Annotated in this window: 22 protein-coding genes and 1 tRNA gene; 19 read left to right on the top strand and 4 right to left on the bottom strand. The window is 36.6% G+C overall.

The genetic code is table 11. The features are described from left to right. The first annotated feature begins 382 nt into the window (after window positions 1–382). From AC5XHR_RS04670 to mobV, 6 genes are all read left to right on the top strand, one after another. On the top strand, window positions 383–1,519 hold the full coding sequence (locus AC5XHR_RS04670; protein ID WP_474490773.1) for a tyrosine-type recombinase/integrase: 1,137 nt from the start codon (window positions 383–385) through the stop codon (window positions 1,517–1,519). 11 nt (window positions 1,520–1,530) lie between these two features. Continuing rightward, complete coding sequence (locus tag AC5XHR_RS04665) at window positions 1,531–2,427, top strand: hypothetical protein (RefSeq protein ID WP_495949608.1); 897 nt, start codon at window positions 1,531–1,533, stop codon at window positions 2,425–2,427. Window positions 2,428–2,548: 121 nt separating this feature from the next. Further along, complete coding sequence (locus AC5XHR_RS04660) at window positions 2,549–2,842, top strand: helix-turn-helix domain-containing protein (protein WP_474491476.1); 294 nt, start codon at window positions 2,549–2,551, stop codon at window positions 2,840–2,842. A 3-nt stretch (window positions 2,843–2,845) separates the two neighbouring features. Continuing rightward, window positions 2,846–3,901 (top strand): AAA family ATPase, encoded by a 1,056-nt coding sequence (locus AC5XHR_RS04655; RefSeq protein WP_495949607.1) that lies wholly within the window; start codon window positions 2,846–2,848, stop codon window positions 3,899–3,901. A gap of 148 nt (window positions 3,902–4,049) precedes the next feature. Next, window positions 4,050–4,979 (top strand): DUF8464 domain-containing protein, encoded by a 930-nt coding sequence (locus tag AC5XHR_RS04650; RefSeq protein ID WP_495949606.1) that lies wholly within the window; start codon window positions 4,050–4,052, stop codon window positions 4,977–4,979. A 155-nt stretch (window positions 4,980–5,134) separates the two neighbouring features. Further along, entirely contained in the window at window positions 5,135–6,370 is a 1,236-nt protein-coding gene (mobV, locus tag AC5XHR_RS04645) for a MobV family relaxase (RefSeq protein WP_495949605.1), read from the top strand. A gap of 5 nt (window positions 6,371–6,375) precedes the next feature. Here the strand turns inward: mobV and AC5XHR_RS04640 are convergent, their stop codons facing one another. Continuing rightward, on the bottom strand, window positions 6,376–7,020 hold the full coding sequence (locus tag AC5XHR_RS04640; protein ID WP_495949604.1) for an RNA polymerase sigma factor: 645 nt from the start codon (window positions 7,018–7,020) through the stop codon (window positions 6,376–6,378). Between the two features lie 280 nt (window positions 7,021–7,300). Between AC5XHR_RS04640 and AC5XHR_RS04635 the strand changes: the two genes are divergently transcribed. From AC5XHR_RS04635 to AC5XHR_RS04575, 13 genes are all read left to right on the top strand, one after another. After that, window positions 7,301–8,302 carry a FecR family protein gene (locus tag AC5XHR_RS04635; protein WP_495949603.1) on the top strand — a complete coding sequence of 334 codons (1,002 nt, stop codon included), beginning with the start codon at window positions 7,301–7,303 and terminating at the stop codon, window positions 8,300–8,302. Window positions 8,303–8,348: 46 nt separating this feature from the next. After that, entirely contained in the window at window positions 8,349–11,624 is a 3,276-nt protein-coding gene (locus AC5XHR_RS04630; protein ID WP_495949602.1) for a TonB-dependent receptor, read from the top strand. A gap of 80 nt (window positions 11,625–11,704) precedes the next feature. Beyond that, window positions 11,705–12,427 carry a DNA-binding domain-containing protein gene (locus AC5XHR_RS04625; RefSeq protein WP_495949601.1) on the top strand — a complete coding sequence of 241 codons (723 nt, stop codon included), beginning with the start codon at window positions 11,705–11,707 and terminating at the stop codon, window positions 12,425–12,427. 316 nt (window positions 12,428–12,743) lie between these two features. Next, window positions 12,744–13,625, top strand: a complete 882-nt coding sequence (locus AC5XHR_RS04620) for a T9SS type A sorting domain-containing protein (RefSeq protein ID WP_495949600.1) — start codon at window positions 12,744–12,746, stop codon at window positions 13,623–13,625. A gap of 69 nt (window positions 13,626–13,694) precedes the next feature. Further along, window positions 13,695–15,080 (top strand): choice-of-anchor tandem repeat GloVer-containing protein, encoded by a 1,386-nt coding sequence (locus AC5XHR_RS04615; RefSeq protein ID WP_495949599.1) that lies wholly within the window; start codon window positions 13,695–13,697, stop codon window positions 15,078–15,080. Window positions 15,081–15,407: 327 nt separating this feature from the next. Then, window positions 15,408–15,656, top strand: coding sequence for a UPF0175 family protein (locus AC5XHR_RS04610; RefSeq protein ID WP_495949598.1), 249 nt, complete (start codon window positions 15,408–15,410; stop codon window positions 15,654–15,656). Beyond that, a complete protein-coding gene (locus AC5XHR_RS04605) occupies window positions 15,649–16,131 on the top strand; it encodes a PIN domain-containing protein (protein WP_495949597.1) in 483 nt (160 codons plus the stop codon). Before AC5XHR_RS04610 ends, AC5XHR_RS04605 begins: the two co-directional genes overlap by 8 nt. A gap of 112 nt (window positions 16,132–16,243) precedes the next feature. Beyond that, window positions 16,244–16,996, top strand: a complete 753-nt coding sequence (locus AC5XHR_RS04600; protein ID WP_495949596.1) for a hypothetical protein — start codon at window positions 16,244–16,246, stop codon at window positions 16,994–16,996. Between the two features lie 23 nt (window positions 16,997–17,019). Next, window positions 17,020–18,162 (top strand): S41 family peptidase, encoded by a 1,143-nt coding sequence (locus AC5XHR_RS04595; protein ID WP_495949595.1) that lies wholly within the window; start codon window positions 17,020–17,022, stop codon window positions 18,160–18,162. Window positions 18,163–18,169: 7 nt separating this feature from the next. Further along, complete coding sequence (locus AC5XHR_RS04590; RefSeq protein WP_495949594.1) at window positions 18,170–18,496, top strand: hypothetical protein; 327 nt, start codon at window positions 18,170–18,172, stop codon at window positions 18,494–18,496. Between the two features lie 690 nt (window positions 18,497–19,186). Beyond that, complete coding sequence (locus tag AC5XHR_RS04585) at window positions 19,187–20,257, top strand: helix-turn-helix domain-containing protein (RefSeq protein WP_495949593.1); 1,071 nt, start codon at window positions 19,187–19,189, stop codon at window positions 20,255–20,257. 373 nt (window positions 20,258–20,630) lie between these two features. Next, window positions 20,631–23,474 (top strand): TonB-dependent receptor, encoded by a 2,844-nt coding sequence (locus AC5XHR_RS04580; RefSeq protein WP_495949592.1) that lies wholly within the window; start codon window positions 20,631–20,633, stop codon window positions 23,472–23,474. A gap of 4 nt (window positions 23,475–23,478) precedes the next feature. Continuing rightward, window positions 23,479–24,675: a Ca2+-dependent phosphoinositide-specific phospholipase C gene (locus AC5XHR_RS04575; protein WP_495949591.1), complete on the top strand. Its 1,197-nt coding sequence runs from the start codon at window positions 23,479–23,481 to the stop codon at window positions 24,673–24,675. Window positions 24,676–24,739: 64 nt separating this feature from the next. Here the strand turns inward: AC5XHR_RS04575 and AC5XHR_RS04570 are convergent, their stop codons facing one another. From AC5XHR_RS04570 to AC5XHR_RS04560, 3 genes are all read right to left on the bottom strand, one after another. After that, the gene (locus AC5XHR_RS04570) at window positions 24,740–25,321 is read right to left on the bottom strand and encodes a hypothetical protein (RefSeq protein WP_495949590.1); all 582 of its coding nucleotides are present in this window, start codon (window positions 25,319–25,321) and stop codon (window positions 24,740–24,742) included. A gap of 437 nt (window positions 25,322–25,758) precedes the next feature. Next, window positions 25,759–25,838 (bottom strand) — tRNA-Leu (locus AC5XHR_RS04565). Window positions 25,839–25,910: 72 nt separating this feature from the next. After that, window positions 25,911–26,678: an MBL fold metallo-hydrolase gene (locus AC5XHR_RS04560; RefSeq protein ID WP_495949589.1), complete on the bottom strand. Its 768-nt coding sequence runs from the start codon at window positions 26,676–26,678 to the stop codon at window positions 25,911–25,913. Window positions 26,679–26,682: the final 4 nt, after the last annotated feature.

Here is a 26,682-nt window from a genome sequence, read left to right as displayed (position 1 = left end):
ATACAAAAATTGGCACTAAAAACTTTCGTATCATGTATTTTAAATTCAGTTTAAATGGAAATTTAACAAATGTATCAAATTTTGTATTGTCTCTTGAATAACTGTAGAAAAATAGAAAACTTAGCGAAATATGTATAAAAGAAAACTTCGAAGCGAACTCCGAAGTTTTTGTACCCAGGACCGATACAAAACCCTGAAAATATCAGAAAACAAAAACAAACAAACCTTTGATTATCAGATAATTACTATTTCGTTCTTTTAGCTTTTATTCGTTTATATTCCTATTTTTCCTTAATTAGTGTCCCTATTTTGTCCCTCGATAAAAATTAATTATTAGCTTTGTGAAAGAAAGGAAAAACAAAAGTAAATATAAATTTTGGTTATGATTGCAAGACGAGGGACAAAGAAAAACAACGTAACATTGAGGGAAAAACCATTGGCAAATGGCAATATTTCGCTTTTTCTTGATATTTACAGAGACGGTATAAGGGTAAAAGAATATCTTAAACTTTATGTTGTTGCAAAACCCAAAAACAAAGACGAAAGGGCGGCGAATAAAGAGACTTTACAACTTGCTGAAGAAATTCGGACAGCAAGGCAAAGTGAACTCAATCATTCCGCTTTTGGTCTCATAAGTCCGGTTAAACAGCGAGCATATTTATATGATTATTTTCAAAATTATATCGATGCTTACACCAAAAAAGATATTCGGATGATTGTGGGAGCGTTCGAGAGATTCAAGGATTTTATGGCGAAGGATTATCCTCATCGCAAACAAAAAATACGTTTTGATGAACTCACGCCTGATATGATAAAATCGTATGTTGAGTATTTGCAAGATCATTCTATTGGTGAAGGGGCGGCTAGTTATTATCAACGCTTTAAAAAAATAATCAATAGTGCAGTAGATAAAGGAATTATCTTAAAAAGTCCTTGCACAGGCATTCAATGTATTGTTGATGAAAATAGTTTGAAAAAGGACGTGCTTAGCTTAGACGAAATCCAGCAACTTGCGCAAACGCCCTATCAAAACACCGAAGTCCGCAGAGCATTTCTTTTTTGTTTATATGCAGGGTTGCGCTATTGCGATGTGATTGATTTGAAATACAGCAATGTAGATTATTCGGGAAAACGCATCAAATTTGAACAAACTAAAACTAAAGGACACTCCAAAAATTCGGTAGTAATTATTCCATTAAACCAAACATTATTACAGCTCATAGGCGAACCCCCAAAAAAAAATGATTACATTTTTTGCTTACCTAGCCATACAGGATGCCTAAAAGCGTTACGAACTTGGGTGAAACGTGCGGGAATTGATAAACACATTACTTGGCATTGCGCTCGACATTCTTTTGCTGTTAATCTTTTGGGCGAATGCCAAACGGACATTAAAACAGTTGCAAGCCTTTTGGGGCATTCAAGATTGAAACATACCGAAAAATACACACGAGCCGTAGATTCGCTAAAAGAAAAAGCGATCAATGCACTACCAGAAATTAAAATGGATTTGGTGTAAATTATCTAAAGATGAGTAAATTAGAACGCAACATAAAAAACATACAATATTTTGCAAATCAATGTATTGATAAGGTTTACACTTCATTTTCGCATTCCTATTCCATTAAACAAGACTTGCTGAATGAAGAACAGTTTAATAATGCAACTAAAAAAGAATTAGAAAAGATTTCTGACGAATTAATGATTTTGCTTCGAGGAAACCCCATTTTGAAATCCTTATCGGATTATATCGAAACAACCGATTTTCTTTGGGAAAGTCCGTTTATAGAGATGTTGTCTCCCGAAGAAAAGAAAAAATATGCAGAATTTAACATTGTGTTACTCGTTGTCAAAAATTATACACAAACTCCAATGCTATATAATGAGGGAATTCCCTACTTATCGGCAATTATCAATTATAAGGCGTTCCATCTTTATGCAAAACATCTGAAAAGTCTAATTAAACCTGAAAAGCCTCTAAACGCTACTAATTTTCAATTTGTAGAACCCCAGAAGAAGAAAGAGCATAAAGTAAAAAAAGAAAATAAAGAGCAAAATTTCAGAGCAAATTTTGAAAATTGGCAGATAGACATATTAACACAGTGTATAAATGAAGCACGGATTTTTTCAAAAACGATAACTTCAGACACATTGAATGAAATATTTATGTGTACTTTAAAACAGCCATTAATCATTGCCAATAGAAAAAATAAACTTTTTGCTTATTTCTTCACTGCATTAGACGACCGAAGCCTAATTGTTGAAGACTGGCAGTCTTTGAGTGCAAGAAAATCATTGTTTCTGTCATACAACGGAACGGTACTGAAACAAAACAATATCTCTACTGCAGTTAAAGACAGTAGAGAAAAACCGCCTAAAGATTGTCATATCATTGACAAATACATCAAACAACTGAAAAAACAGTGAGAATGGGTTAAGACCTCAATCATTATCAATCAGTTTCCGCTTTTTTCCATTATACATTTGCCCTGTCGACAAAGAGAGAGGTAGCGCAGCCTCATTTTGTTAATCATCAAAATAATGTAAAATGGAAAAGTCATTAGAAGAAAGAATTTCCGAATTAGAAAAGAATCAATTCATTCAAAAAAATGTTCTCAGCTTTGAGGAGGCGAGCAAATTTTTAAATCTATCAAAAAGTTATCTGTACAAACTCACGTCGGGTGGTCAAATTCCGCATTACAAGCCGCAGGGAAAAATTCTCTATTTTGACAAGGAAGAACTTGAAAACTGGTTAAGGCAGAATCCAGTAAGGTCAAAACAGGAAATACAGGAAATGGCATCTTCATTCATTGCATTTTCTAAAAGGAAAAACCTGAAATAGATTATGCAAACGGAGATGAAATCCGTTCTTCCTCCTGTTGAACCCGTCAGTTCCTGGAAAGAAGCCCGACTCCTAATTACCGATTATTTTGAATCTCCTCCTGTGGTTTTAAAAATCGAAGATTCCATTATTGGAACATTGGGAAATTTCAGTGCCTCTACCGGAAAAGCAAAGAGCAAAAAAACATTCAACATCTGTGCAATCGTTTCTTCTGCCCTAACCAATAGCACGGTATTGAATTACACATCTTCTTTGCCCATTGGGAAACGCCAGATACTTTATGTTGATACGGAACAAAGTAAATTCCACTGCAAGCGAGTATTGACAAGAATACTTCAGCTTGCAGGGTTTCCTTTGAATCAGCACCCTAAAAATCTGGAATTTTTAAGTCTTCGTGGTTATGCCACAAAAGAAAGATTGAGAAAAATCGAAGAAGCAATTTATGATATTGAGCAATTGGGATTAGTGATTATTGACGGAATTCGTGACCTCGCACACGACATTAATAGTCCCTCAGAATCCACGGATATTATCACGAAACTAATGCAATGGACTGATGAACGGAAAATTCATATTCATACGGTATTACACTTAAATAAAGGAGATGATAATACTCGTGGACATTTGGGGACGGAGCTTAACAATAAGGCGGAAACTATTCTTCAAATTACTAAAAATGAATTTGATAAGAATATAAGCTCCGTTACCGCTATGCATATTCGGGACAAAGATTTTGAACCTTTTGCTTTTTCAATTAATGAAGACGGACTGCCGGAAATGATAAACGATTATCAGCACCAGCAGGCAGGAAGCAGAAAGGCATTTGATTATAATGAAGTCAGTGAGGAAAAGCATAGAGAAGCTCTGGAACTATTGTTTTCGGAATCTGTGTTGGTGTCGTACAATTCATTAATTGGAAAATTGCGAAGCAGTTACGCCTCAACAGGACACAATTTCGGAATCAACAAAGCCAAAAAATTGAAATCTTTTCTTGAGAATAAAAGAATGATTCTCAAAGAAGATAAATTTTACAAGTTTAATCCGGATTTTTATTACTAACGCCTGAAAAACAGGTTTAGTTTAGGATGGGTGTATATATATGTAAACTATACTAAACCAGTTTAGGGGTTTAAACCGGAACGCATACTGTTAAACCCAATAACCCGCAATTTTCTTTGCGGGTGAAAGAAAAAAAATAGAAAAAACAATGAACGCAAAAGAAATAAATAGAATTTCCATAAAAAATTATCTCGCAGAGTTAAATATTTTCCCTGCAAAAGACCGTGGATATTACGGACTGTACCATTCCCCTTTTAGAAAAGATTATAACGCAAGTATGAAAGTAGATTTCGAGAAAAATTTATGGATAGATTACGGTGCAAATATTGGCGGAACTCTTATCGATTTGGTAATGCAAATTGAAAAATGTGATTTCGCAAAAGCAATATCGTTACTTAGGGGAAATGAGAGATTTAATCACAATGAGGATTTTTCTTTTCACGGAAAGAATCGGATTCAGAATGAACGACCTCCTTCATTAATAATTTACAACATACGGGATATTAAAAATCCTGCCTTGATTAATTATCTTTTAGAGCGTGGAATTAATGTGAACATCGCAATGCATCATTGCAAAGAAGTGAGCTATTTGGTTAATGACAAGAATTATTTTGCCATTGGTTATAAGAACGATATGAATGGGTATGAATTGCGGAATAAATATTTTAAAGGTTGCACCTCAAAAGCTCCCACCACAAACAGAATCGGGAATGATTTCTGCAAAGTGTTTGAGGGCTTTGTGGATTACCTTTCGTATTTAACGCTCAAAAATAATTTTCATTTGCAGGAAAGCAGTGTTGTTCTCAATTCTGTCAGTAATCTGGAAAAAGCCGAATCGTTCATCACATCACATAATACTATAATGACCTATTTAGATAATGATGAAGCCGGACGAAGAGCGACTTCCTATTTAAAATCATTTGGTAAAAATCTCATTGATAAATCAAGCCATTACCAAAATCACAAAGACCTGAACGATTATCTGAAAAGTGAGAAAAATCTAAAAAATAATTTGGCTAATGATATTGAAGAGAGCAGACAATCAGAGCAGGCAAACTCTTATAGACGGAAAAGATAGCGGTTGCACGGTAGGCTTTTTATAAAAAAAGCCATAGCTTATTAGGGCTTTTTCTTAACGCTCCGTTGCACTACACTAAAAAAGCCCCAATAAGCCAAGGGGGGAAATCCCCCTTTGGAAACCCCCGAATTATTTAACCATTAAATTTCAAAGCAATGTCATATACCGTTTTACATTTGGAAAAAGCAAAAGGAAATGACTCCGGAATGTCAGCCCATATAGAAAGAACCATCCATCCGAAAAATGCCGATTCTTCACGAAGTCATCTCAACAAAGAAATGATTACTTATCCTGAAAAAATTAAAAATAGAACTTCGGCAATACAATATAGGTTGGAAAATGCTAATTTGAAAAGGAAGATTGGAATCAATCAGGTACGGGCAATTAGGATTATGTTGTCAGGAACACACGAAACAATGAAAGCCATCGAGAACAATAAACAATTAAATCATTGGTGCGATGATAATCTAGATTGGTTGAAAGAAACATTTGGAGAAGAAAATTTGGTTTCGGCAGTATTGCATATGGACGAAAAGACACCTCATATCCACGCTACTATTGTTCCGATTGTTTCAGGAGAAAGAAGAAAAGCAAAAAAAGAGAACACTGGCAGTTATAAAAAGAAAAACCAAAACAACAACCGCCTTTGTGCCGATGATGTAATGGCGAGAAATAAACTGAAGCATTATCAGAATACTTACGCCACGGCAATGGCAAAATACGGATTAAGACGAGGAATAGAGGGTTCGGAAGCCAAACATATTTCTACGTCTGAATATTATCGGAACCTACATATTCAAAATCAACAGTTGGAGCAGGAAAAGAATATAAAACAATCCGAGCTTAAGTCCATTGAAAAAAATATTTCTTCAAAGAGGATTGTTGAGAATTTTGCCAATGCGATAACAGGTTCTAAAACAAAGAAATTGGAGCGGGAAAATGAGCATATAAAAAAGGAAATGATTGGTTTAAAAAATCAAAAAGAGAAGGAACAGGGCAAATTAATGGAATCAGTTTCAAAACTGGAAAATAACATAGAAAAGCAGCAAAAAGTTTTTAATAAACTATTGGACTACCACCCCGAACTTAAAGACACCCTTCCTATTGTGATAGAATGTGAAAAAATGGGCTTACCTCCTACACTTATTAAAGCATTACTGGAAAAAGAAGAAATCCACATCAAAGGAGAAATCTATTCTTCACGGCATTTTAAAAGCTTCAAAGTTGAAAATCTAAAAATGAGTATTGAGTATGATGAAAAAGAAAAGGCTAAAACCCTAAAAATTAATGGAGAAAAAAGCCAGACGTGGATGGAAGAGAAATATAAAGAAAGTCTAAGATTCAGTTCATCAAAAAATGAGGAAATTGCTTCAAGAAGAATGAAGAGATAAGAATTTTAACTGAGTTCCGATAGCAGTTGTAAATAAAGCAACAAGCCAATCATCTTTTTAGAAGATTTATACTCTGGGGCAAGCTGGGAACGGACTTCGCTCAATACTTTACTCAGATTGTTACTTACTGTCTTTTTACTGACACCCATTTTCGCAGCTGTTTCTTCTACAGAGAGTAACTGATTAATCCTGAAGTCATAAACGGTCTGTTCCGTGGGCGACATTGTTTTAACAATATCCTCTACTGCTTCCAATAATTGCCCGATGCTTCCTTCCTTTAGTATTTCAAAGTATTCATCATCCGGCATCTCAAAAAGATGTCGGTCAAGGTCTTCTTCCAAATCATCAATAAGGTCAACATTCGCATTGCGGTAACGGCTTCTGTAATAATCCTGAATTCGGAAATGGGCAGAGCGAAACAGAAATCCTGAAGCGTTTCCCTTTTCATCCGCTGTCAGCTGCTCCGGTTCTGTCCATACTTTTATCCAAAGGTTTTGCAACAGCTCTTCGGTGATGGTTTTGTCTTTGGTTCTCAAAAACACCATATCATATAAACTGTTCCAGTATCTTTCATACAATGTCAGGAAAGAAGAATATTCTCTTTCCTGAATTTTTTGTATCAATATAGCATCACTAACACTCAGTTTCACAATTACAAATTTAAGGTATTAAAAATGAATTATTTGTTAATAATTCGTGTAATTATATCAATAGTTTATTAAAAAAACAGATGGTCTTTTTATCATAAACTCCTATTTAACAGCTTGTTATTATGTATTTCAAAAATTCACCTGTTGCAAAAACCGAATGATTTGTTAATAAATTATGAATTCCCCGTCGGGAAGTTTTCAAATCCAAACGTAATTAGATAGGAGGTATGCCGAACGAGATTATTTATACTTTCTGAAATATAATTTTAAAGTTTAGTACGTGAGAAAATTTAGACCTAACCTGTTTGCAGATGACAACAGAAAAAAATCTGCCTTTGTTTGGAAACTCTGGGAAAGAGAAGTTACCCAAACCTCTCTTACAGATGAAGAAAAAGATATTTTAAATCTTTATAAACAAAAATACGCCGGTGAAATTGATGAAGAACACAGGCAAAAAAGCAGTCAGAATGTTTGTGCTTTTATCGAGAAAAATTATGTACCATCGCGACACAAAAAAATCTTTTCATTCAGCCGTCGCGTTGCAGCCGCTGCTGCAATACTTGTTTTAGGATTGTTCACCTCACTGATGTTTTGGTTTAATAAACAAGGGGCAAGTACAGAGCAGCATCAATCCGGCTGGATCACCATTACAACTAATTCTAAGGAGTTACGTACCATTACACTTCCGGACGGCTCCGTTGTTAGCCTGAACAATGCTTCTGTTTTTTCATATCGCAAATCAGACTTTGGCAACACCGTTCGTGAAGTTTGGTTAAAGGAAGGGGAAGCATTTTTTGAAGTGGCAAAAAATCCGGAAAAACCATTTATTGTGAATTACGATGGTATGCAGTCCGTAGTTTTAGGAACCTCTTTCAATATCAAGGCATATAAAGCATTGGGTGAGAACAGTCTTACCGTAAGAACAGGAAAGGTAAAAATTATAAAAGGGAACCAGCAACTTGCAGTACTGGCGGCGGACGACCGCTTAACTTATAAGGCAAAACTCAACACGGTTAAAGTTTCTACAGCCGATGCTGTTATTGCCTCTGCCTGGATGTCCGGAAAAATCACTTTTTCTGATGCCCCTTTCTCTGAAATCGCGATGCGCCTAAAAGATAATTTTAATACTGAAGCTGAACTAAAAGGAGTTCCGGAAGATGAAGTACGCCTTACTGCCACTTTCGATGAAAACGATAGTCTGGAAAAAATCGCGGTCGCTATAGCCGGCGTTAACGAATTGAAGTACAAAATCGAAACGAACAGGATCGTCTTTTACAAATAACCGGAAAAATCAGTAAACATTATTCATTATCTCTCAAATAAATTCAATGAAAAGAACATTTATAAATATTGCACTGCTGAAACCTCTTGTACTGGTTGTAGCGTGTCACCTTACCGTATCCACATACGCACAGACTAAGATTTACAATGCAGAACCTCTTTCGGATCGGCTTCAGAAAATCGGTGAGAATTCAGGCAGAAACGTTGCTTTCAATAAGCAACTTCTGAAAAATATTACGGCTTCTGAAATTTCGGGAGACATAAAATCTCCTGAAGAGCTCCTTTCAAAATCTCTTGCCGGCACAGGGTTTACTTTCAGACTCTTAGGAGAAAAAGATTTTATGATTGTCCGCAGTGCTTTTCAGCAGGGTGTCGGAAGATTATCCGGAAAAATAGTTAACGAAGTTGGCGAACCCGTTGCAGGAGCGGTAATCAGTGTTGCAGGAAAAACTGCCATTACCGATAACAACGGAGATTTTTCTCTGGATGTGCCTTCAGGTGTTTATACCCTCACCATAAAAGCAGAAAAATATAATGCATTACGGGTAGAGAAACTCACGATTGCCAATAATGAAACCAACACCGTTTCCTTTGCTCTGAAAGCTGCATCTGAAAAAGAAACCGCCATTAAAGAAGTCGTGATTACCGGATTGCGAAAGGCAGATACCCAAGCTGGACTTTTAGCACAGCAAAAAAAAGCTGCCCAGATGAGCGATGGTATTTCAGCCGAACAAATCACCAAAACACCCGACAGTGATGTGGGTGCAACCCTGAAAAGAGTAACTGGCATCACGACCATCGACAACAAATATGTAGTAGTACGTTCTATGGGCGAACGATGGAATACCGCTGCAATGGACGGCATTAACCTGCCGAGTACGGAGGCGTATAACAACAATTTCTCTTTTGATATTATCCCGACGGCAATGGTAGAAAGTGTGGTCGTGAGCAAAACCGCCACCCCCGATATGAACGCCAGCTTTGCAGGCGGATATGTGGAAGTAAAAACCAAAGATATCCCGAATGAAGATTTCATCACCGTGAGTATGGGAACGTCTTACAATGATATTTCTACCTCTAAAGAATTTCTCACACGGCAGCGTGGGAAATATGATTATTTCGGATATGATGATGGTACAAGGGATTTCCCGAAAGGATTAGAGCCAATGGACTGGAACAACCCGTTGTTTTTTGAGCAGTCTAAACAGTTTAAAGACAACTTTTCTACCTTTAAAACAACGGCGGATTTTAACTCTAATATGCAGTTGGCATTTGGGAAAAGTTTCCCGATGAAAAACAACAACAAATGGGGATTTGCCGGTGCTTTAACCCTTAGAAATGAGCAAAATAAATTGGACATCGACCATACGGGAAGAGGAGGATGGATGGATAATGCTTCTCTTATCAATGATAAAGGAGAGGTTTCATTTTTCAACTATAAAAATAAAGGAGCGTCTTACACTTATAATTCCACTGCAGCAGTAATGCTGAACTTTGGTTTGCAATTGGGCAAACACCGAATCTCGTTCCGTAACTCTTATACCCATATTTATGACAATACGCTGACAATGATAACCGGCTGGGATGAATATTCGAGTAATATATCGGTTGGAGGAGCGGAAGCCCCCTATGCTTATTTCTATCACGGAGTTGTTCCCAATAACGATGCATCCCAAATATCATCTCTTCCAATGCCGATACGACAAAGCACGGATTATCCAGTTTTCCAAACTTTGTTGCAAAACAAATTGGAGGGAAATCACAAAATCGGAAATACCGAGGTGGCTTGGTTTGCCGCAAGAACCGATGTGGAATCGGACACCAAGGATTATACACAAAACAATAGTTACTATGGAATTTACGGTAATGAAATCTATTCATATCATAGAATATACAATTCCAGTAATGATTTTTCGAGAGGATATATTGGAAACAAAGAAACCGATTACAATTTCGGGGCATCTTTTAGATGGAGTTTGAACGCTGAAAATTTTAAAAACGATATTAAAATTGGCTATGCCGGAGCGCTGAAAAACAATACCAACCAACAGGAAAAATTCTTTCTGAGAGTGGATGAAAACAGAGATGTCCCGAACAACGAAAAAAATTATCTGTTAATGGATGGTTCTCTTGCCGATTGGTTCGATGGTTCTCATTATGAGCAAGGCGGTATCGGTTGGCAGACACGCCCTCTTTACAAAAACAATAAATATGAAGGTAAGGTAACCCAACACGCTCCTTATATAATGTTCGACAACCGCTTGGGGAGCAAATTCCGCTTGGTGTGGGGTGTGCGTGCAGAATATTTCAAATATGATTTGATTTCCCAGCAAGTCGATGAAGACGATAACCACTATGTAAAAAAAGAACCGATTAACGATAAGGCTTGGCAGTGGATGCCGTCTGCCAATTTTACCTACAGCCCAACCAATAAAATGAATCTGAGACTGGCTTATGGTAAAGCCGTGCTTCGTCCGCAGTTTAATGAAAGAACAGGGCTTCCGTATTTCGACCCGATGTCCAATGCCCTGATTTATAACACGGAATTAACGTCTTCTACGGTTGATAATTACGATTTCAAATTTGAATGGTTTCCGGGATTGGGCGAGATTCTTTCCGCAGGATTGTATTACAAAAACATAGACCGTCCCATTGAAAGGGAGGGATATATTTCTCAGGAGGGGAATCTCTACCAATATAATCTAAACTCCAAAAATGCAAAGCTGAAAGGTCTTGAGGTAGAAGCAAGAAAAAATCTCGGTTTTATTGTAAAAGATTCTTTCCTCGAAAACCTTTTTATCAGTGGAAATTTCACCTATAACGATACGAAAGTCATTGCTTTCAAAGACCGTGAAAAAACAGAAGACACCGATGAAACCTATGAGGTCAGCCGCCCTTTATATGGGCAGACTCCTTGGGCGTATAACTTGGGATTGTCGTATGACGGCGACCGTTTGGGGTTGAATTTCTTGTGGAATGCCAAAGGCGACCAGTATATCACCGTAGGATATGCTTATAATGGAGAAGAAATCCAAAGACCTTACGCCGTTGCCGATGCACAGATTTCTTACAAAATGCTGAAAGATAAAAATCTGGAATTTAAGTTCAATGTCAAGAATATGTTCAATAGGGTAAGAGAATACTATAATAACCTTAATTCTTATATAAACAAAGAAGGTACGGGAAGTACCTTTTCTACAGCAAGAGAAATGTATCAGTTGGCTCCGGGTGCAACTGATAAATATGATGAACAATATGACAGAATCACGTTCCGTGCCTATAATGGACGGACATTTAGCCTTAGTGTAAGCTATACATTTTAGCAAGCCCCGAAGGGGCGTAATATCAATAGCCGTGGGTGCAGCCCACGGAAAAAAAGAAAAATAAATAAAAACAAAACAATATGGCAAAATACACCTTAAAAGCGTGGTTGGCGGACAATACTGTAACCAATGACGACAAAACCGACAAAATCCTGATTCTGGAATCCGCAGGAAACCTTACACAGCAGGATATCCTGAATCTGATGAAGCAGGAAGATACAGGATTGCGAAATGAGACATTAGAACACGTGGTCAACCTGTACCACCGTGTGGTGAAAAACCGCCTGCTGAGCGGCTACAGCATTAATACGGGGATGTTCCGTGCCGTGCCACAATTTCGGGGCGTAGTCTATGGTGGCACCTGGGACAGCAGCAAAAACAGCATCTACATTTCCTTTACACAGGATAAGGAACTGCGGGAGGGGATTAAAGAAACCTCTGTAAACATATTGGGCGAAAAAGGCGACACGATGTATATCATCAGCGGAGAAGATGCCTCTACCCGATTGGTGGACGGCACCGCTACGGCAGGCAGAAACTACATCCTGTATGGTCGCAAAATAAAAGTGGAGGGCGATAAGCCGGAGGTGGGCATCACGCTTACTGCTGTGGCAGGTGGTGCGGTAACCACCGTTCCTCTGGATATGGTGGCGGTAAACGATCCTTCCAAACTAATTATACTCCTGCCGGCGGGGCTGGCAGCCGGGGAATACACACTTACGGTAACCACCCAGTTCAGTGGCAGCGGAGGCAAGCTATTGAAAGAGGCACGTAGTGCAACACGTACCATCAGTATAGTATAGCAGTGTGCAGGATGCCTGCACACTGCTGTGCAGAGGTGCAGCGCACCGGCACAGCCCCGAAGGGGCTGAATATCAATAACCGTAGGTGCACTTACGGGACGTGGGTGCAACCCTCGTAATATGAATAACCATAGGCACAACCCTCGGAACGTATATCAATAACCGTAGGTGCAACCTACGGAATACAGAACCCACAGGCATCCGAACCTGAACACCCCCTCTGCACCCAACGGTGATCGCGACACCCACGGAAGCAGAGGAAAAGAAACGGAGAAAAATAGATGAAACAGAAAAAACAATTTTAAAATTTAGTATTATGAAAAAATTTATTTTATCGTTTGCTGTACTAAGTCTTGGTATGATGCAAGCACAGGAATTGGTGTATATCAACAGCTTTGATTCGGCAGCTGATGTTGCAGACTGGACTTTTCACGATTTGGATGGAAATGGCAACCAATGGGTACAAGGCAAAAACTGGTATTCCGACCCTAATAATTCATATCAAACGACTGAGGGAACTGCAGATGTATTGAGATATTCCAATGGAAAGTTAGACAATACTTATGTCCCTAATATGGATTTGGAGAATAACTGGATAATTTCTCCTGAAATTGATTTGGAGGGAGCTTCAGGACTTATACAGTTAGCAGTAGATTGGAGATTAATGGATACGAGACAACATCAGATTAGCTTAGATATTTATATATCAGAATCCCCGGATTTGGCGAATTTTGAAACTTTGAGCCTTGATGCTTCTCCTTACGTTTTATGGAGTAATGATATGGAGCCTTGGGCATCAGACCCCAATGAATTTTCTCAAACCATTATGGATATTTCCACTTTTGCAGGGAAAAAGATTTACATAGGATTGAAAAGGGCAGGTTCTTCTGTAGACCAATATCAGTTAGGAAACCTTAATATTAATGAAATAGGCATCTACGCAGATTCATATATGGCTGCATCTGATACAAAAGCCAAAGCATCGGTAACGGTTTATCCCAATCCAGCAACAGACGTACTTTATCTTAAAGGCGTAAGCAAAGCCAATGCAGCGGTGTACAGTACTGCCGGACAGTTGGTAAGCAAGCAAGCGGTTACCAACGGGCAACTTAATGTAAGTGCATTGCCAAAAGGCGTTTATATCCTGTCGGTAGAAGCAGACAGCAAAGTAAGCACAACGAAGTTTATTAAGAAGTAATTTTTTTTATTCGTAAACCCCAAAGGATGTTACTTTCGGGGTTTATGTTTTTAATCTACAAAGTAAAAAATGAAAAAATTTCTATTAACTGGAGCAATCTTTGTGTTGAGCTTTGCAAATGCCCAAACATTCTACGGACATACGAGTATGGGCGGCTCCGGAAACTATGGAGTGATGTTCAGTTATGAGATAAGTTCTCAAACTTACATCATAAAGAAAAATTTTGATGCCGGCAATCTGGCAGAAGGACTTGTCCCTCGTGGTAGTTTGACAAAGACATCTAACGGCAAACTCTATGGTATGACTTTTCTTGGAGGAGCCAGTAATTCCGGGACATTATTTGAATATAACCCTGTAATGGGAAGTTATACGGTAAAAATAAATTTTTCAGGTACTAACGGTTCAAGTCCATTTGGAAGTGTAGTGCAGGCGGACAACGGGAAATTATACGGAATGACTTCCAAAGGCGGAGCATCCAATAACGGAACTTTATTTGAATATGACCCGGCCACGGACACTTATGCTGTAAAAGTGACGTTTAGCGGAGCAAATGGAAAAGAACCGCAAGGTGGTTTGGTTCAGGCATCCAACGGAAAACTTTATGGGATGACCTATCTCAGCAGCGATGCCAACAGTAACAGAGGCGTTTTGTTTGAGTATGCCCCTGCTACGTCGGCTTACTCGGTAAAAATAGAGTTCAACAATGACAACGGAAGCCGCCCGTATGGAGACCTTGTGGAAGCATCCGGCAAACTGTACGGAATGACCCGGGAAGGAGGAGCAAATGCTTCGGGAATCCTGTTCGAATTTGATCCTGCAACAGCGGTATTAACCAAAAAAGTGGACTTTGGCGGAGCTAACGGCAGAAATCCTATGGGAACTTTATGTATGGCATCCAATGGAAAATTCTATGGTTTAGCATCAGGAGGAAACGGCGGCAGCGGACTTATTTTTGAATACGATCCAGCTACCAGTACTTATGCCACAAAAGCCGATTTTGATTTCGATAATGGAAGCAATCCTCAAGGCTCATTGATGCAGGCATCCGACGGTAAATTATACGGTTTATCATCCTATGGTGGTTCTGCGGAACTCGGCACAATGTTCAGCTTTGATCTTGCTACTAACGCTATTACCAAATTGGTAACTTTTGATGGAACAAACGGAAGTACACCATATTACACAAAATTGGTAGAAGTAGATTTGGGAACAATGGCAACTGTAGAATCCAACAAAAACAACATCCAACTTTACCCAAATCCGGTAGAAGATGTATTGTATTTGAAAGGCGTAAGCAAAGCCAATGTTTCGGTTTACAATACAGCAGGACAGCAGGTTTTAAGCAGTTCTGTTGTCAACGGGCAGTTTAATCTGAGTTCTCTTTCAAAGGGTGTTTACCTTGTAAAAGTGGAAACAGACGGCAAAGTAAGCAGCCATAAGGTTGTGAAGAAGTAGGTAGCTGTAAGCAATAAGCCATAAGCATAAAGCGTACAGCATACAGCACCAAACTATTCGCCCGGCAATTATTGGTTTAATTGCCGGGTACAAAGAAAACCTGTGTAGGTTTTAATTTCCCAAAGCTCCCCCTCCTTTGGAGGGGGCTGGGGGGAGGAAAAGGCGTTCATTGACATTATTGGTTTACACGAAATAGATATTGCACTCACGAAGTGCATTTTTGAATCTATTTTGCACTAAAATGGTGCAGAATAAGACATTCTTAAATAATCGAAAGAGTAAAATGTAAATAATTTTCGTAAATTCGTCATATTAAAAAGCAACAAAATGGCACGAGTAATATCAGTGGAATATCCGGATTTTTTGGCTAATTCTATGAGAATGAACAAAAGCGATTTCGGGAAAGAAATAAAAATTTCGGCTCTTGTAAAGTTGTTTGAATTAGGGAAAATTTCTTCAGGAATGGCTGCCAAAGTCTTACATATCACAAGAGTAGAATTTTTGGAATTGCTCTCGAAATATAATGTAGAATTTCTGAGCGTTGAAGATTTAAACGAAGATTTGAACAATGCTTAGAATCGTTTCCAATACAACACCCATTATTTCACTTCTGAAAATCGGGAAACTTCAAATTATGAAGGATTTGTATAATGAAATTGCAATTCCTCAGGAAGTTTTTAACGAAATCGAAGCCGGAAAAAACAAAGAGTATTATTTGGATTTATCGAAAATAGAATGGATTAAAATCGAAAAAATAAGAAACGAAGAATCCCTTTCTTATTTCTTGGATTTGGATAAAGGTGAAGCGGAAGCCATTGTATTGGCTACTGAGAAAAATGCAGATTTAATCATCCTTGACGAAACTTTGGGAAGATACCACGCCAAACACGCTGGACTCAAAATTACGGGAACGGTAGGTATTCTCATAAAAGCAAAACAACTGGGCTTTATCCCGGAATTAAAACCTCTGCTTTTGGAATTGAGAGCCAAAAATGTTTGGTTAAGCGATAACTTCATCAACGAAATTCTGAAACTTGCAAAAGAAGAATAAATTTATTCAAACAAAATAAAAAACGTGTAAACCAATAAAGTTTACACGTTTTTTTATGCGTAAACATTAGAAGTAGAAAATAAAAATTTTAATAAAAAAAGTAAAGATCATTATGAAAAAAATAGCACTACTATTTGCAGTAGGTCTTGGACTGTTTTCCTGTACGGATGAACGTTTGCAGCCTTATGATATTGCCCAAAAACCGGCAGAAATCAACGTTAAAGGATATTCCAAACCCGATGTTTTGCAGCTTCGCCTCAATGGTGAACCCGTAACCATAGGTGGAAATACTTCTTATACCAACAATATCAACACCCAAATAAAATTTGTGTTGGACAAAGGAGAAACCGACATTCTCGGAATTTATAACCACGACACCGGAGTACAAATTGCAAAATTCGACATCACTTATGACAATGTGGACGATTTTAAAACGCTCAACTTTTTCAACCTGCCCGGAATTTTTCTTCAGGCATCGGCAACGAAACCTACCGTTAATCTCGGTAAAATCGGATATGAGTTCATCTTCCCAAATCTGGGCGAGTTTTCCGGCAGCAGTCTGGAAAACGTAAAAGGTGTTCTCAAAAGAGAAAATGGTGTTGTTCTCGCCACCTTTGAAGAGATCGGGAAAAAAGAATTTACATCCGTTCAGATTTATAATAATTTCGGCAATACCCAATCCGTTTATCTGGAACTGTACAAGCCAGGGACCACTGAACCTTATTTTGGTTCATCCCTGATTAAAGCAACGTTGAAACAGGTGTACATCAACAACGACCGTGTGAATATGATCGTTCTTCAGGAAAAAGAAGAAAACGGAACCGTGGTTGTAAAAGGCGATATTGATGTTGCTGATTATTTGTAAATCAGACTTTTGACCAACTCAGAATGACAAAAAAGAGAGAATTAATAAGAGCCTGGCTGATTTTGTTTTGCACTTTCACATTATTCTCCTGCAACAGGATTGATGATGAAGATTCGAGACCGAACTTTGCAGAAGGAACTACGGAGTCTGTAAATCTTTGGGTTCAGGATTCCCTGAAACGTTATTATTACTGGGCAGAACAAATGCCGAAAAAACCGGATTACAGTCTTCCAACCCAAAAATTTTTCAAAAGTTTATTAAGTTCAGAAGATAGGTTTTCCTCAATTTTGGATAAAAATGATGCTTCCACATATAGCAAAACAGTGCGGAGTTTGTATGGCTTCGACTATTCGGTATTGCAACAGAATGGAAAAACTTTTGCCATTATTTCACCGATGAAATTAATGGTTGGAAGCTGGGAAAATGGCAATATCACAAATGAAAATGAAATTACGATCTATCAAAGTTTTACGTTTGACCAACCTTTGGTTTCCAAAATTTTTGAACAGAACGGAAAGAAAATCGGCTATCTGTACATTTACAGTTTTATGGACGGAATGTCATCTTCCTTAGCAAATAAATTTGCAGAATTTAAAGCCGCAGGAATTTCAAATTTAATCCTTGATCTGCGTTACAATTATGGTGGTCAGGTAGCGGTTTCAGCCGCACTCTGTGCGATGATTCCGTCAGGAATTTCAGGCGATTCGCCGTTCATCATTTACAAAGGAAACAAAAACGGTGGTGAAGTAAAACTGTCATTTTCCCAGCAAATCGCTTATGATACAGGTTCGCAGAATTTCAATTCCTTATTTACCCGAAATTTAGGATTGCATAAAGTGTATGTTTTGACAACAGAAAGTACGGCTTCTGCTTCGGAGATCGTAATTAACAATCTTAAACCGTATATGGAGGTCGTTCAAATCGGAACCAAAACAATGGGAAAAGATATGTCGGGTTGGGATATTGAGGATAAGAGAAATCCTGTGAAAATATCGTGGCAGATTCATCCGATGATTTACAAATTGTTCAATTCAAATAATGAAGGGAATTACAATAACGGAATTTCGCCTGCGATTTCGGTAGATGAATTTCAGACTCTACCGGTTTCGGATTTGGGAAACCCCGACGAAACCCTACTGAAGAAAGCATTGCAAAACATTAATTAGAGAGGGAATGAAGAAGAGTTTTATTGAAAATCGATCATCGAATGTTATGAAGAAAATTGATAATAAGGAGCACGAAGATTTAATAAAAGTTTTCGAGCATTATAAGAAATATTACGATATATACGGCAATGTAACCATTACCGAAGATGATGATGAAATCATTAGAAAAAACGTCATTGAGCTTCAGGGAACTTATGATTATTACCAGGTTTTGCTCTCGGAACTAAAAAAATGCACGCATAATTACCGCACAAGAAGCGTAATGCTCAGAACAAAAATGTCGGTTCCCATCCGAAAAATGAGGGCTATTTTCAATAAGAAAATAAGAATGTAAATTTTTCATAAGAGTTAATATTTTTGTTGAAGTTGATGTAAGTCAGTTTCTTTTTTACCTAAGCATTATTTTTATTAACTTATAAACTTTTAAACTTTTGAACGATGAAAAACCAGTCCAAAAAAAGAAATCCGGATTGAAAGTCAGAAAGAGACGCTCATCTTCGTGGAAAGCACCAAAATTCATTATCTGTGGTTCTATAAAAAGTCAGAAAATCAGAAAAAAAAGATATTGATTTCAATTCTGATTCATACAAAGTATGGGAGAATAAAAGATACGGGAATTGAAATCTACTTTTCCATTTCCGAAAAAAGCAAAGATATTTATCTTGTAAATAGAGCAATTAAAATAGGGAAAATAAAATTCCTTATGATTGGTTTCTGAGTAAAGAAAAAAGGTATGGTCTTTTGCTTAACTAAAAGTTGTATAATTTTTCGGACGGAGATTTTTTCATTCTTCAATTTTCGAAAAATAAGCATATAAGAACCTAACAGGTTAAAATTTTATCTTTGAAAATAAAATCCCCAAAATGAATTTTGATTCTGGGAATTAGCTAGATCATGAATTAAAAAATTAGGTTGTTTTCTCATCTATATTCTTTATTGGCATTTAGGATGATATTCGGAGTAACACAAATTTAATATATAAAAAATGATAAATAAAGTATATTTGTGATTGATATACTAAACCATGCAGTTCGTATTTGCCGGTGTTATATTCCAAGCTCTAATCACCCTAATTTTGTTGATTTTTATTAACAGAAAAAACGTTTATTTTCTTCATTATCTCAATTTATATGTTACCATAGTATTATTAGATTTTGTTTACGAATACTATTTCATAAATCACTTTAGGAATATCGAAATTTTCACCAGTATTCCTAGTAGTTTTCGTTTGCTGAAGGGCATTATTTTACTATATGTTTCCTGTCTCATCACAGGTTTAAGATGGAAAAAATACATTAAATATCTCCTGATTCCATTCTGCGCAATATTTGTATTAAATGTATTGTCTGTTTTCGGAATTCACGAATGGCTTTCGAGTAAGGAAATCATTTCTGCATATTCCAAAATTTTTAATTATTACATTTACTATTGGATTCTGTTTTTAGGAATCTCTATTTATATTCTTGTAAATTATAAGGCTAAAGAAGAGTTATTACCGTTTCGAAAAACATATCTCTATTTTCTCATATTCATTATCACAACCGTAATTACTTATTATTTTTTGTATGTTTTGGGATATGGAAACGAAAATGTTAGACAGGTTTACAGTTATATTTTCTTAGTACATTTTGGATGGATTCTGTACGTCAATTTTCTGTATCTAAGAAAAAATATAGAAGGGAAAAATATTGTGCAGACCCAAGAGGTTTTGGTGACAAAAAAACCTAAATATGATAATGTAAGTATAAAAAGCACTCAGTATGAAGATTTTTGTACAAAAATTGAAAAATTCTATGAAAAATCAGATGAATATCTGAATGATGATTTTACGTTAGATAAACTATCAGAAACCATTGCTGTTAATAAAAATAAGCTCACCATGACCTTCAATACCTACATGGAAACTAATTTTCATAATTATACCAATAAGAAAAGGGTAGAGCATTTTAAAAAAAAATTGGACAGCAACCCGGATAGTCATATTATAGATACAGCATACGATTGTGGTTTCAAATCAAAATCTACATTCTATAAATATTTCAAACAAGAATTCGGAATATCCCCTACAGAATATAAAGCTTCTTTAAAGTCTTAAGAACGGATAAATTTTATCTAAACCTCATAGGTTTTAAAAATTATGAGTTCAACGATTTATATTTATATGATCGTATTTTTATTATTCAGATTAAATTTTCATTCCCACCAATTTATTTTAAAATTTCGATCAAGTAGAGGCATTTTTTGAATTTTAATATGTTTTTTTAAACTTATTAGAACTTTTTTTGATCATGATTTTCTTCATATTTTATTTTTAAATTTAAAATTAACCTTTTGTTAATGTGTTTAGATTGCTGTAAATCAGGATTTTGTAAATAATGAAACAGGGTTGTAGTTCGCATAAGTTTATCCGAACTTTTTTTATTTGCAATTAATAGACTTTTGATACAGAAATTTTTAAAATATCTATTATGAATCGTCAAAAACTATTGATTTCTGGTCTTACATGTTTATTCCTAGGAACATTTGCTTTTGCACAGACTTCTGTAAACGGAATTATTACAGACCAGCAGGGAAACATTCCCAATGCAAAAGTGTTCATTCAAAACACAAAATATGAAACTACGTCTGACGTCGATGGTGGTTTTTCTTTTGCAGGCATTCCTGATGGAAATTATATTCTGGAAATAGAATATACGGGATATGATAATACAACCCACAGTTTTACGGTTGAAAATAAGCAGCCTGTAAACATCGGTATCATCCAACTTTTAGGAGCCAGTAAAACAAAAACTATAGATGGTGTTGTCATTACCAGTGTTTACAAAGGTTCACAGGCAAGAGCATTGACAATGAAAAAAAACTCGAACACTATTACCGAAGTTTTGTCTGCAGATGCCATCGGAAAACTCCCTGACCGTAATGCCGCAGACGCAGTACAGCGAATGCAAGGTGTTTCTATTGAAAGAGATATGGGAGAAGGGAGATTCGTGGCGGTAAGAGGGACTCCTATTCAGTGGACATCTTCTACCTTGAACGGAAACAGAATGCCAAGTGCGAGTGGAGATAACGCAAATCGCGGGATTCAGTTTGATATTTTCCCTTCGGAATTGATTCAGTATGTACGATTGTCAAAGTCTTTAACACCTGATCTGGACGGAGATGCTATTGGTGGGAGCATAGATTTCATCACCCGCTCTTCGCCAAACAAAGAGGTGTTGTCCGCAAGTTTGGGAGGGGGATATGTGAATATGTCGCAATCTCCAACTTACAATGCATCAGTTGTTTATGGAAATAAAATAACCGATAAACTGAAATTCATTTCTTCAGCAGTAATTTGGAATCGTTCCAGTGCTTTGGATCAAGTGCGAGGAATTTATAATTATGCACTGGAAGATAAAAGAGCATCTTATTCCCTGAACCAGCTTCAACTCAGAGACTATGTTGCTGATAGAAGAACTTTAGGATTCAATCTCGGATTGGATTATGAATTTAACAAAAACAATAAGATTTATTTCAAAGGATTGTACAACCAATATCTCGACCAACAGACAGTACGGGAAACCTATTTTAATTTTGATGCAAAAACGCTGAATTTACAGGCACGACATGCAGATTACTTAACAGATTTATTCTCTTTCCAATTAGGTGGTATTCATAAAATAAACAAATGGGAAATGGATTGGTCAGCATCAAAATCCAGATCTTCATTCAAATTTAATTCTCCCGAAAATCTTGATAAAGACGGAAGAGGGTATCCTATCGTGAACTTTATCCAACCAATGACTTATGGAAATCTTTCCGAAGGGAGAAAATATTTAAGCATAGATTCCCCAGACGGAGTAGGAGATGCCTACGACATGATTCTTCCTCATAATGAAGCCGCTTTAGATCCTGCCAAACTTCGCCTGAATCAGGTTATCCTTTCTCAAAATAAAAATGATGAGACCGATTTACGGGCAAATGTAGATGTTAAATACAAAACCAACGAAAAATTGGAATTTAAGTTTGGAACTAAAGTTTTGAACAAAGAGAAAGAAATCAATGCTAAAACAATGGTATGGATGCCTGCAGCAGGTTTGGGAATCCCGGGGGCTACTCATACTTATCTCAATCAGTATCAGACGGAAGGTTTCCCGTTGAATGGTGGTTTTATGAATGCACTAAATAATCCTTACAATAGCGTTCTCATTAACCAAATTACCAACTGGCAGATTGATCAGTTTTACAATCCTGATGTCCAGGAAAGTCTTAATCTAATACAGGTACAAGGTAATAATACGGCATCTAATATAGCAAGTTCTTATACAGGAACAGAAAATGTTTGGGCAGCGTACGCGATGGCTACAATCAAATTCTCAGATAAATTTCAGGTTTTGGGAGGAATCCGAAATGAGTATAACGATATTACGTTCAAAGGAAAAAAGGTAACCTCCAACAGCCAAGGTTCTGCCGTTGAAGATATTGAAGAAAGTAATACTTATAATGCTTCTCTGCCGATGATAAATGCAAAATGGAATATTCATAACAACACTATTCTCCGCGCGGCATACACCCGTTCCTTTGCAAGACCAGATTTCAATTACCTCAATCCGGGAACTATTATAAACGATTTGGCTCAAACTATTTCACAGGGAAATACAAAGCTGAAACCTACTTTTTCCAATAATTTTGACTTGATGTTTGAGCATTATTTCGGGAAATTGGATATGATTTCCGGAGGTGTATTCTACAAGTCGATTTCGGATATTATCTATATGGATCAATCTATCGTTCAGGTTAATGGTACTCCCTATACTTTTTCTACCCCAAGAAATCTAGAAAATGCTACTTTATTCGGAGTAGAATTAGGAGTTTCAAAACGATTTGACTCACTACCTGGATTTCTGCAAAATTTTGGGGTTGAAGGAAATTATAGTTTTATAGATTCCAATATGGATATGCCCATCTATGAAAAAGGGACGCAAGTTGGGACGATGAAAACTACAATCCCTAATCAGGCGAAACATATTTTCAATGCGATTCTGTTTTATGAGACCAGCAAATTTATGGGGCGTATTGCAGGTAACTACAAAGGATCTTATGTAAGTGAAGTTAGAAGTGCAGCGGGTCCAGAACATTATCAGCATTTTGATAAAAATTTCACTATAGATTTTTCAGCATCATACAGTTTTACAAAGCGTCTTCGCATTTTCCTGGAACTCAATAATATTTTCAACGAACCCAACCGATATTATCATGGAACTAAAGACAGATTGGAAAATCTTTCTTATTCCGGAATCAGAGGACAAATTGGATTAAACTTTAATTTATAGAAAAATGAAAAAAATTATCACTATATCGGCTTTATCATTCTTTTCGTTTAGCCATGCACAACAATCTGTGTTAAACAGAAAATGTAATAATTTAAAAATTAATGAAATACAGGTTTTAGGTACACACAATTCTTATGCACAACCTGTAGATCAAAAGGTTTTGGATTTCGCTTCTCCTATTATCAATAAATTGATGGAAAAATATACTGGGAAAATGAGCGAAGAGCAAAAAGCGAAAATGAAGGAATTTCATCCTAATGAGATTAATTTTTTGGAAGGGTTAAATTATAATCATCCAAATTTCAATGACCAATTGAATGCTAATTTGAGAAGTCTGGAAATAGACGTGTATTATGATCCGGAAGGCGGACGTTTCTTAAAACCTGCTACTTATGAAATACTGAATCAGAAAGGCGTTACAGATTTGGCTGTTCATAATAAAAAAGGATTGGAAAAACCAGGTTTTAAAGTATTGCATGTTGCTGATATTGATTTTCGGTCGCATTATCCTACCTTTAAAGATGCTTTGACAGAACTTAAAAACTGGTCAAATCAAAATCCTGAACATTCTCCTGTTTTCATTATGATAGAAGCGAAAGACAGCGGATTCCCTATTTTCCCGAACAGTACTACAGTGTTACCATTTGATAAAGCTGCATATAATGCTTTGGACGAAGAAGTGAAGGAATATCTGGGAGTAGATAAACTCATTACACCCAAGCAAATCCAAGGCAAATATAAAACTTTGAAAGAAGCAGTTCTTAATAAAAACTGGCCAACTTTGAAGGAAAGCAAAGGGAAATTTGTTTTTTTATTGCTTCCTGGAGCCGCAGGAACCAACTCAACAAAAGAAAATCCTTATCTTCAAAATAACTCTCTGAAAGAACGATTGATGTTTATGCAGGGAGAACGAGAAGATAGTTTTGCAGCTTTCATCTTACTGGATAATGCGATTATTCGCCAGAACGAAATAAAACAAGCCGTTTCTGATGGTTATTTGGTTAGAACAAGATCAGATATAGAAACCTATGAAGCTAAAGTTAATGATAAAACACGTGCCAATGCCGCGTTTTCGAGTGGAGCACAGATTGTTTCTACTGATTTTTTCAAATCTGGAAATGCATATAAAACCGATTATTATGTTACATTGCCAGGCGGTGGGGAAATTCGCAATAATCCTGTAAATACAGAGTGTAAATAATTGCATATACTCTAAAATTCTTGAAAAAGATAATCCCGAATCAAAAATGGTTCGGGATTATCTTTTAAGATCCTGACGTACAGATCACATTATCTTTCAAGTTTGCATAAAGATGCATGGTTATACTCAAAAATTCCCGATGCCTCTTTATCCCAATATTTTCTTGGCAAAAGAATAAGGGTCGAAAATAAATCCTTTTTTTGTCATAACTGTCAATGCGTTCCAATCTTCCTGAGTAATCTTTGTCAGCAATTCGATTCATAGAATAAGGGAGAATCGTATCGGTTTTAGCTACATAAAAAATGCTGTAACTTTCTTTTGTAGCAATCTGAAAACGTTTAAAATTCTTCTTTCCATACAGAATTGTATCCGTTAGGTCTTTACGCATTTCGTAATCATAAATCGGAATATTTACCCAAACTGCCCCGTATTTTTTGTCGGACAATTGTTTCGGCTTTTCTGAAAGTTTTTCTTTGAAAACAAGAGATTTTGAATGCATCATCGTTCCAATATTGTAATAAACTGAATCACGGATATAATAAATACTATCGTTTAGTTCCGGAATCCTAATGTTTGGAACCAGTTCGATAAGGTCATCATCATGATAATTCATTCTTGAAATGATAATCTGCTGATAATCGTCCAAACTTTTTGAAGCATTATAGTAAATGTTGGCAATAATATCAATTCCTCCTTTTTCACTCTTTATTTTGTGTTCTTTTTGACAGCAAACGAAGAGGAAAACCACCGATAGTAAAACAGGGAGATAATAAAATTCAACTTCAAAATATAGTACAAGGAAATTATATTGTGATCTTAGAAGTTGATGGAAAACAGGAAGCACGGAAAATTATTGTTAAATAATCTTACTATAACTTTTAATATTAGAATGCAGGCAAAAATGCCTGTATTTTTTATGAAATTAATTGAATTATATGTTGGCATTTAAAAAACCTACTAAAGTTACAAACCAATTACTGTCAGAGACTTTAAAAAGATCACTTTTCAACTATTTTTGTCCCTATTTTGTCCCTTGATAAAATAAAAAAGCCTGATAATCAATAGATTAAAAGGCTTTTTTCGTACCCAGGACCGGGATCGAACCGGTACTCCTAAGAACTGGTGTTTGAGACCAGCGCGTCTACCAATTCCGCCACCTGGGCTGCTTTTAAATTGGTGTGCAAATATAAAACTATTTTTTTCTTAAAAAAGAATTTTTTTTCAAAAAATTTCAATTAAAATTCGAGCTCCAATCCATCATACGCTAAATGAACCTGTTGCGGCAATTCAGCTTCAACTTCATTGTGGAAACCGAGATGATGACTGATGTGAGTAAGATAGGTTTTCTGAGGTTTTAGCTCCGCAATTAAGTCTAAAACTTCCGGTAAAATATAATGCGAATGATGAGCGGGAGCCTTCCTCAAACAATTGACGATGAGGAAATCAAGATTTTTTAATTTCTCTTTTTCAACTTCTGATATATTGCTCGCATCTGTGATGTACACGAGGTTTTTAATTTTAAACCCTAAAATAGGAAGCTCTCCATGCTCGATTTGGATGGGTATAATTTCTGTTCCTTCAACTTCGAATGGTTGTTCATCAACCAAATGAATATCAAATGCGGGAGCTCCAGGATATTTATGATCTACAAATGCGTAGGGAAATCGTGAACTAATTTCTCTCGAAACCCTTTCGTTGCAATACATCGGCATGTTTGCCCTGTTTTTGAAAATTAGCGGACGCAAATCATCCAAACCAATAATATGATCGTTATGTTCATGCGTTAATAGAACAGCTTGGATGTCATTTTCGTTGTTCATCAACATCTGCTGGCGAAAATCGGGACCACAGTCAATTAAGATTTTTTTTTCATGAGAAGTTGTCAGTAGGGCAGAGCTGCGTAATCTTTTGTCCTTCGGATTCTTAGATAAACACACGGGATCTGTTGATCCAATGACGGGAATACCCTGTGAAGTACCGGTGCCGAGAAATTTCAACTTCATGTTT

This window comes from Kaistella sp. CFF1-2, assembly GCF_059509915.1.
Note: the sequence above shows the minus strand (reverse complement) of the source record. Positions and strands in the feature narration are given on the sequence as shown.

Bases quoted from the DNA above. Each gene is read 5' to 3' on its own strand.
- AC5XHR_RS04595 (WP_495949595.1), top strand. From the start codon at position 17,020: ATGACAAAAAAGAGAGAATTAATAAGAGCCTGGCTGATTTTGTTTTGC.
- AC5XHR_RS04585 (WP_495949593.1), top strand. From the start codon at position 19,187: ATGCAGTTCGTATTTGCCGGTGTTATATTCCAAGCTCTAATCACCCTA.
- AC5XHR_RS04630 (WP_495949602.1), top strand. From the start codon at position 8,349: ATGAAAAGAACATTTATAAATATTGCACTGCTGAAACCTCTTGTACTG.
- AC5XHR_RS04600 (WP_495949596.1), top strand. From the start codon at position 16,244: ATGAAAAAAATAGCACTACTATTTGCAGTAGGTCTTGGACTGTTTTCC.
- AC5XHR_RS04670 (WP_474490773.1), top strand. From the start codon at position 383: ATGATTGCAAGACGAGGGACAAAGAAAAACAACGTAACATTGAGGGAA.
- AC5XHR_RS04580 (WP_495949592.1), top strand. From the start codon at position 20,631: ATGAATCGTCAAAAACTATTGATTTCTGGTCTTACATGTTTATTCCTA.
- AC5XHR_RS04660 (WP_474491476.1), top strand. From the start codon at position 2,549: ATGGAAAAGTCATTAGAAGAAAGAATTTCCGAATTAGAAAAGAATCAA.
- AC5XHR_RS04615 (WP_495949599.1), top strand. From the start codon at position 13,695: ATGAAAAAATTTCTATTAACTGGAGCAATCTTTGTGTTGAGCTTTGCA.
- AC5XHR_RS04650 (WP_495949606.1), top strand. From the start codon at position 4,050: ATGAACGCAAAAGAAATAAATAGAATTTCCATAAAAAATTATCTCGCA.
- AC5XHR_RS04625 (WP_495949601.1), top strand. From the start codon at position 11,705: ATGGCAAAATACACCTTAAAAGCGTGGTTGGCGGACAATACTGTAACC.
- AC5XHR_RS04665 (WP_495949608.1), top strand. From the start codon at position 1,531: ATGAGTAAATTAGAACGCAACATAAAAAACATACAATATTTTGCAAAT.
- AC5XHR_RS04590 (WP_495949594.1), top strand. From the start codon at position 18,170: ATGAAGAAGAGTTTTATTGAAAATCGATCATCGAATGTTATGAAGAAA.
- AC5XHR_RS04605 (WP_495949597.1), top strand. From the start codon at position 15,649: ATGCTTAGAATCGTTTCCAATACAACACCCATTATTTCACTTCTGAAA.
- AC5XHR_RS04610 (WP_495949598.1), top strand. From the start codon at position 15,408: ATGGCACGAGTAATATCAGTGGAATATCCGGATTTTTTGGCTAATTCT.
- mobV (WP_495949605.1), top strand. From the start codon at position 5,135: ATGTCATATACCGTTTTACATTTGGAAAAAGCAAAAGGAAATGACTCC.
- AC5XHR_RS04560 (WP_495949589.1), bottom strand. From the start codon at position 26,678: ATGAAGTTGAAATTTCTCGGCACCGGTACTTCACAGGGTATTCCCGTC.
- AC5XHR_RS04620 (WP_495949600.1), top strand. From the start codon at position 12,744: ATGAAAAAATTTATTTTATCGTTTGCTGTACTAAGTCTTGGTATGATG.
- AC5XHR_RS04575 (WP_495949591.1), top strand. From the start codon at position 23,479: ATGAAAAAAATTATCACTATATCGGCTTTATCATTCTTTTCGTTTAGC.
- AC5XHR_RS04655 (WP_495949607.1), top strand. From the start codon at position 2,846: ATGCAAACGGAGATGAAATCCGTTCTTCCTCCTGTTGAACCCGTCAGT.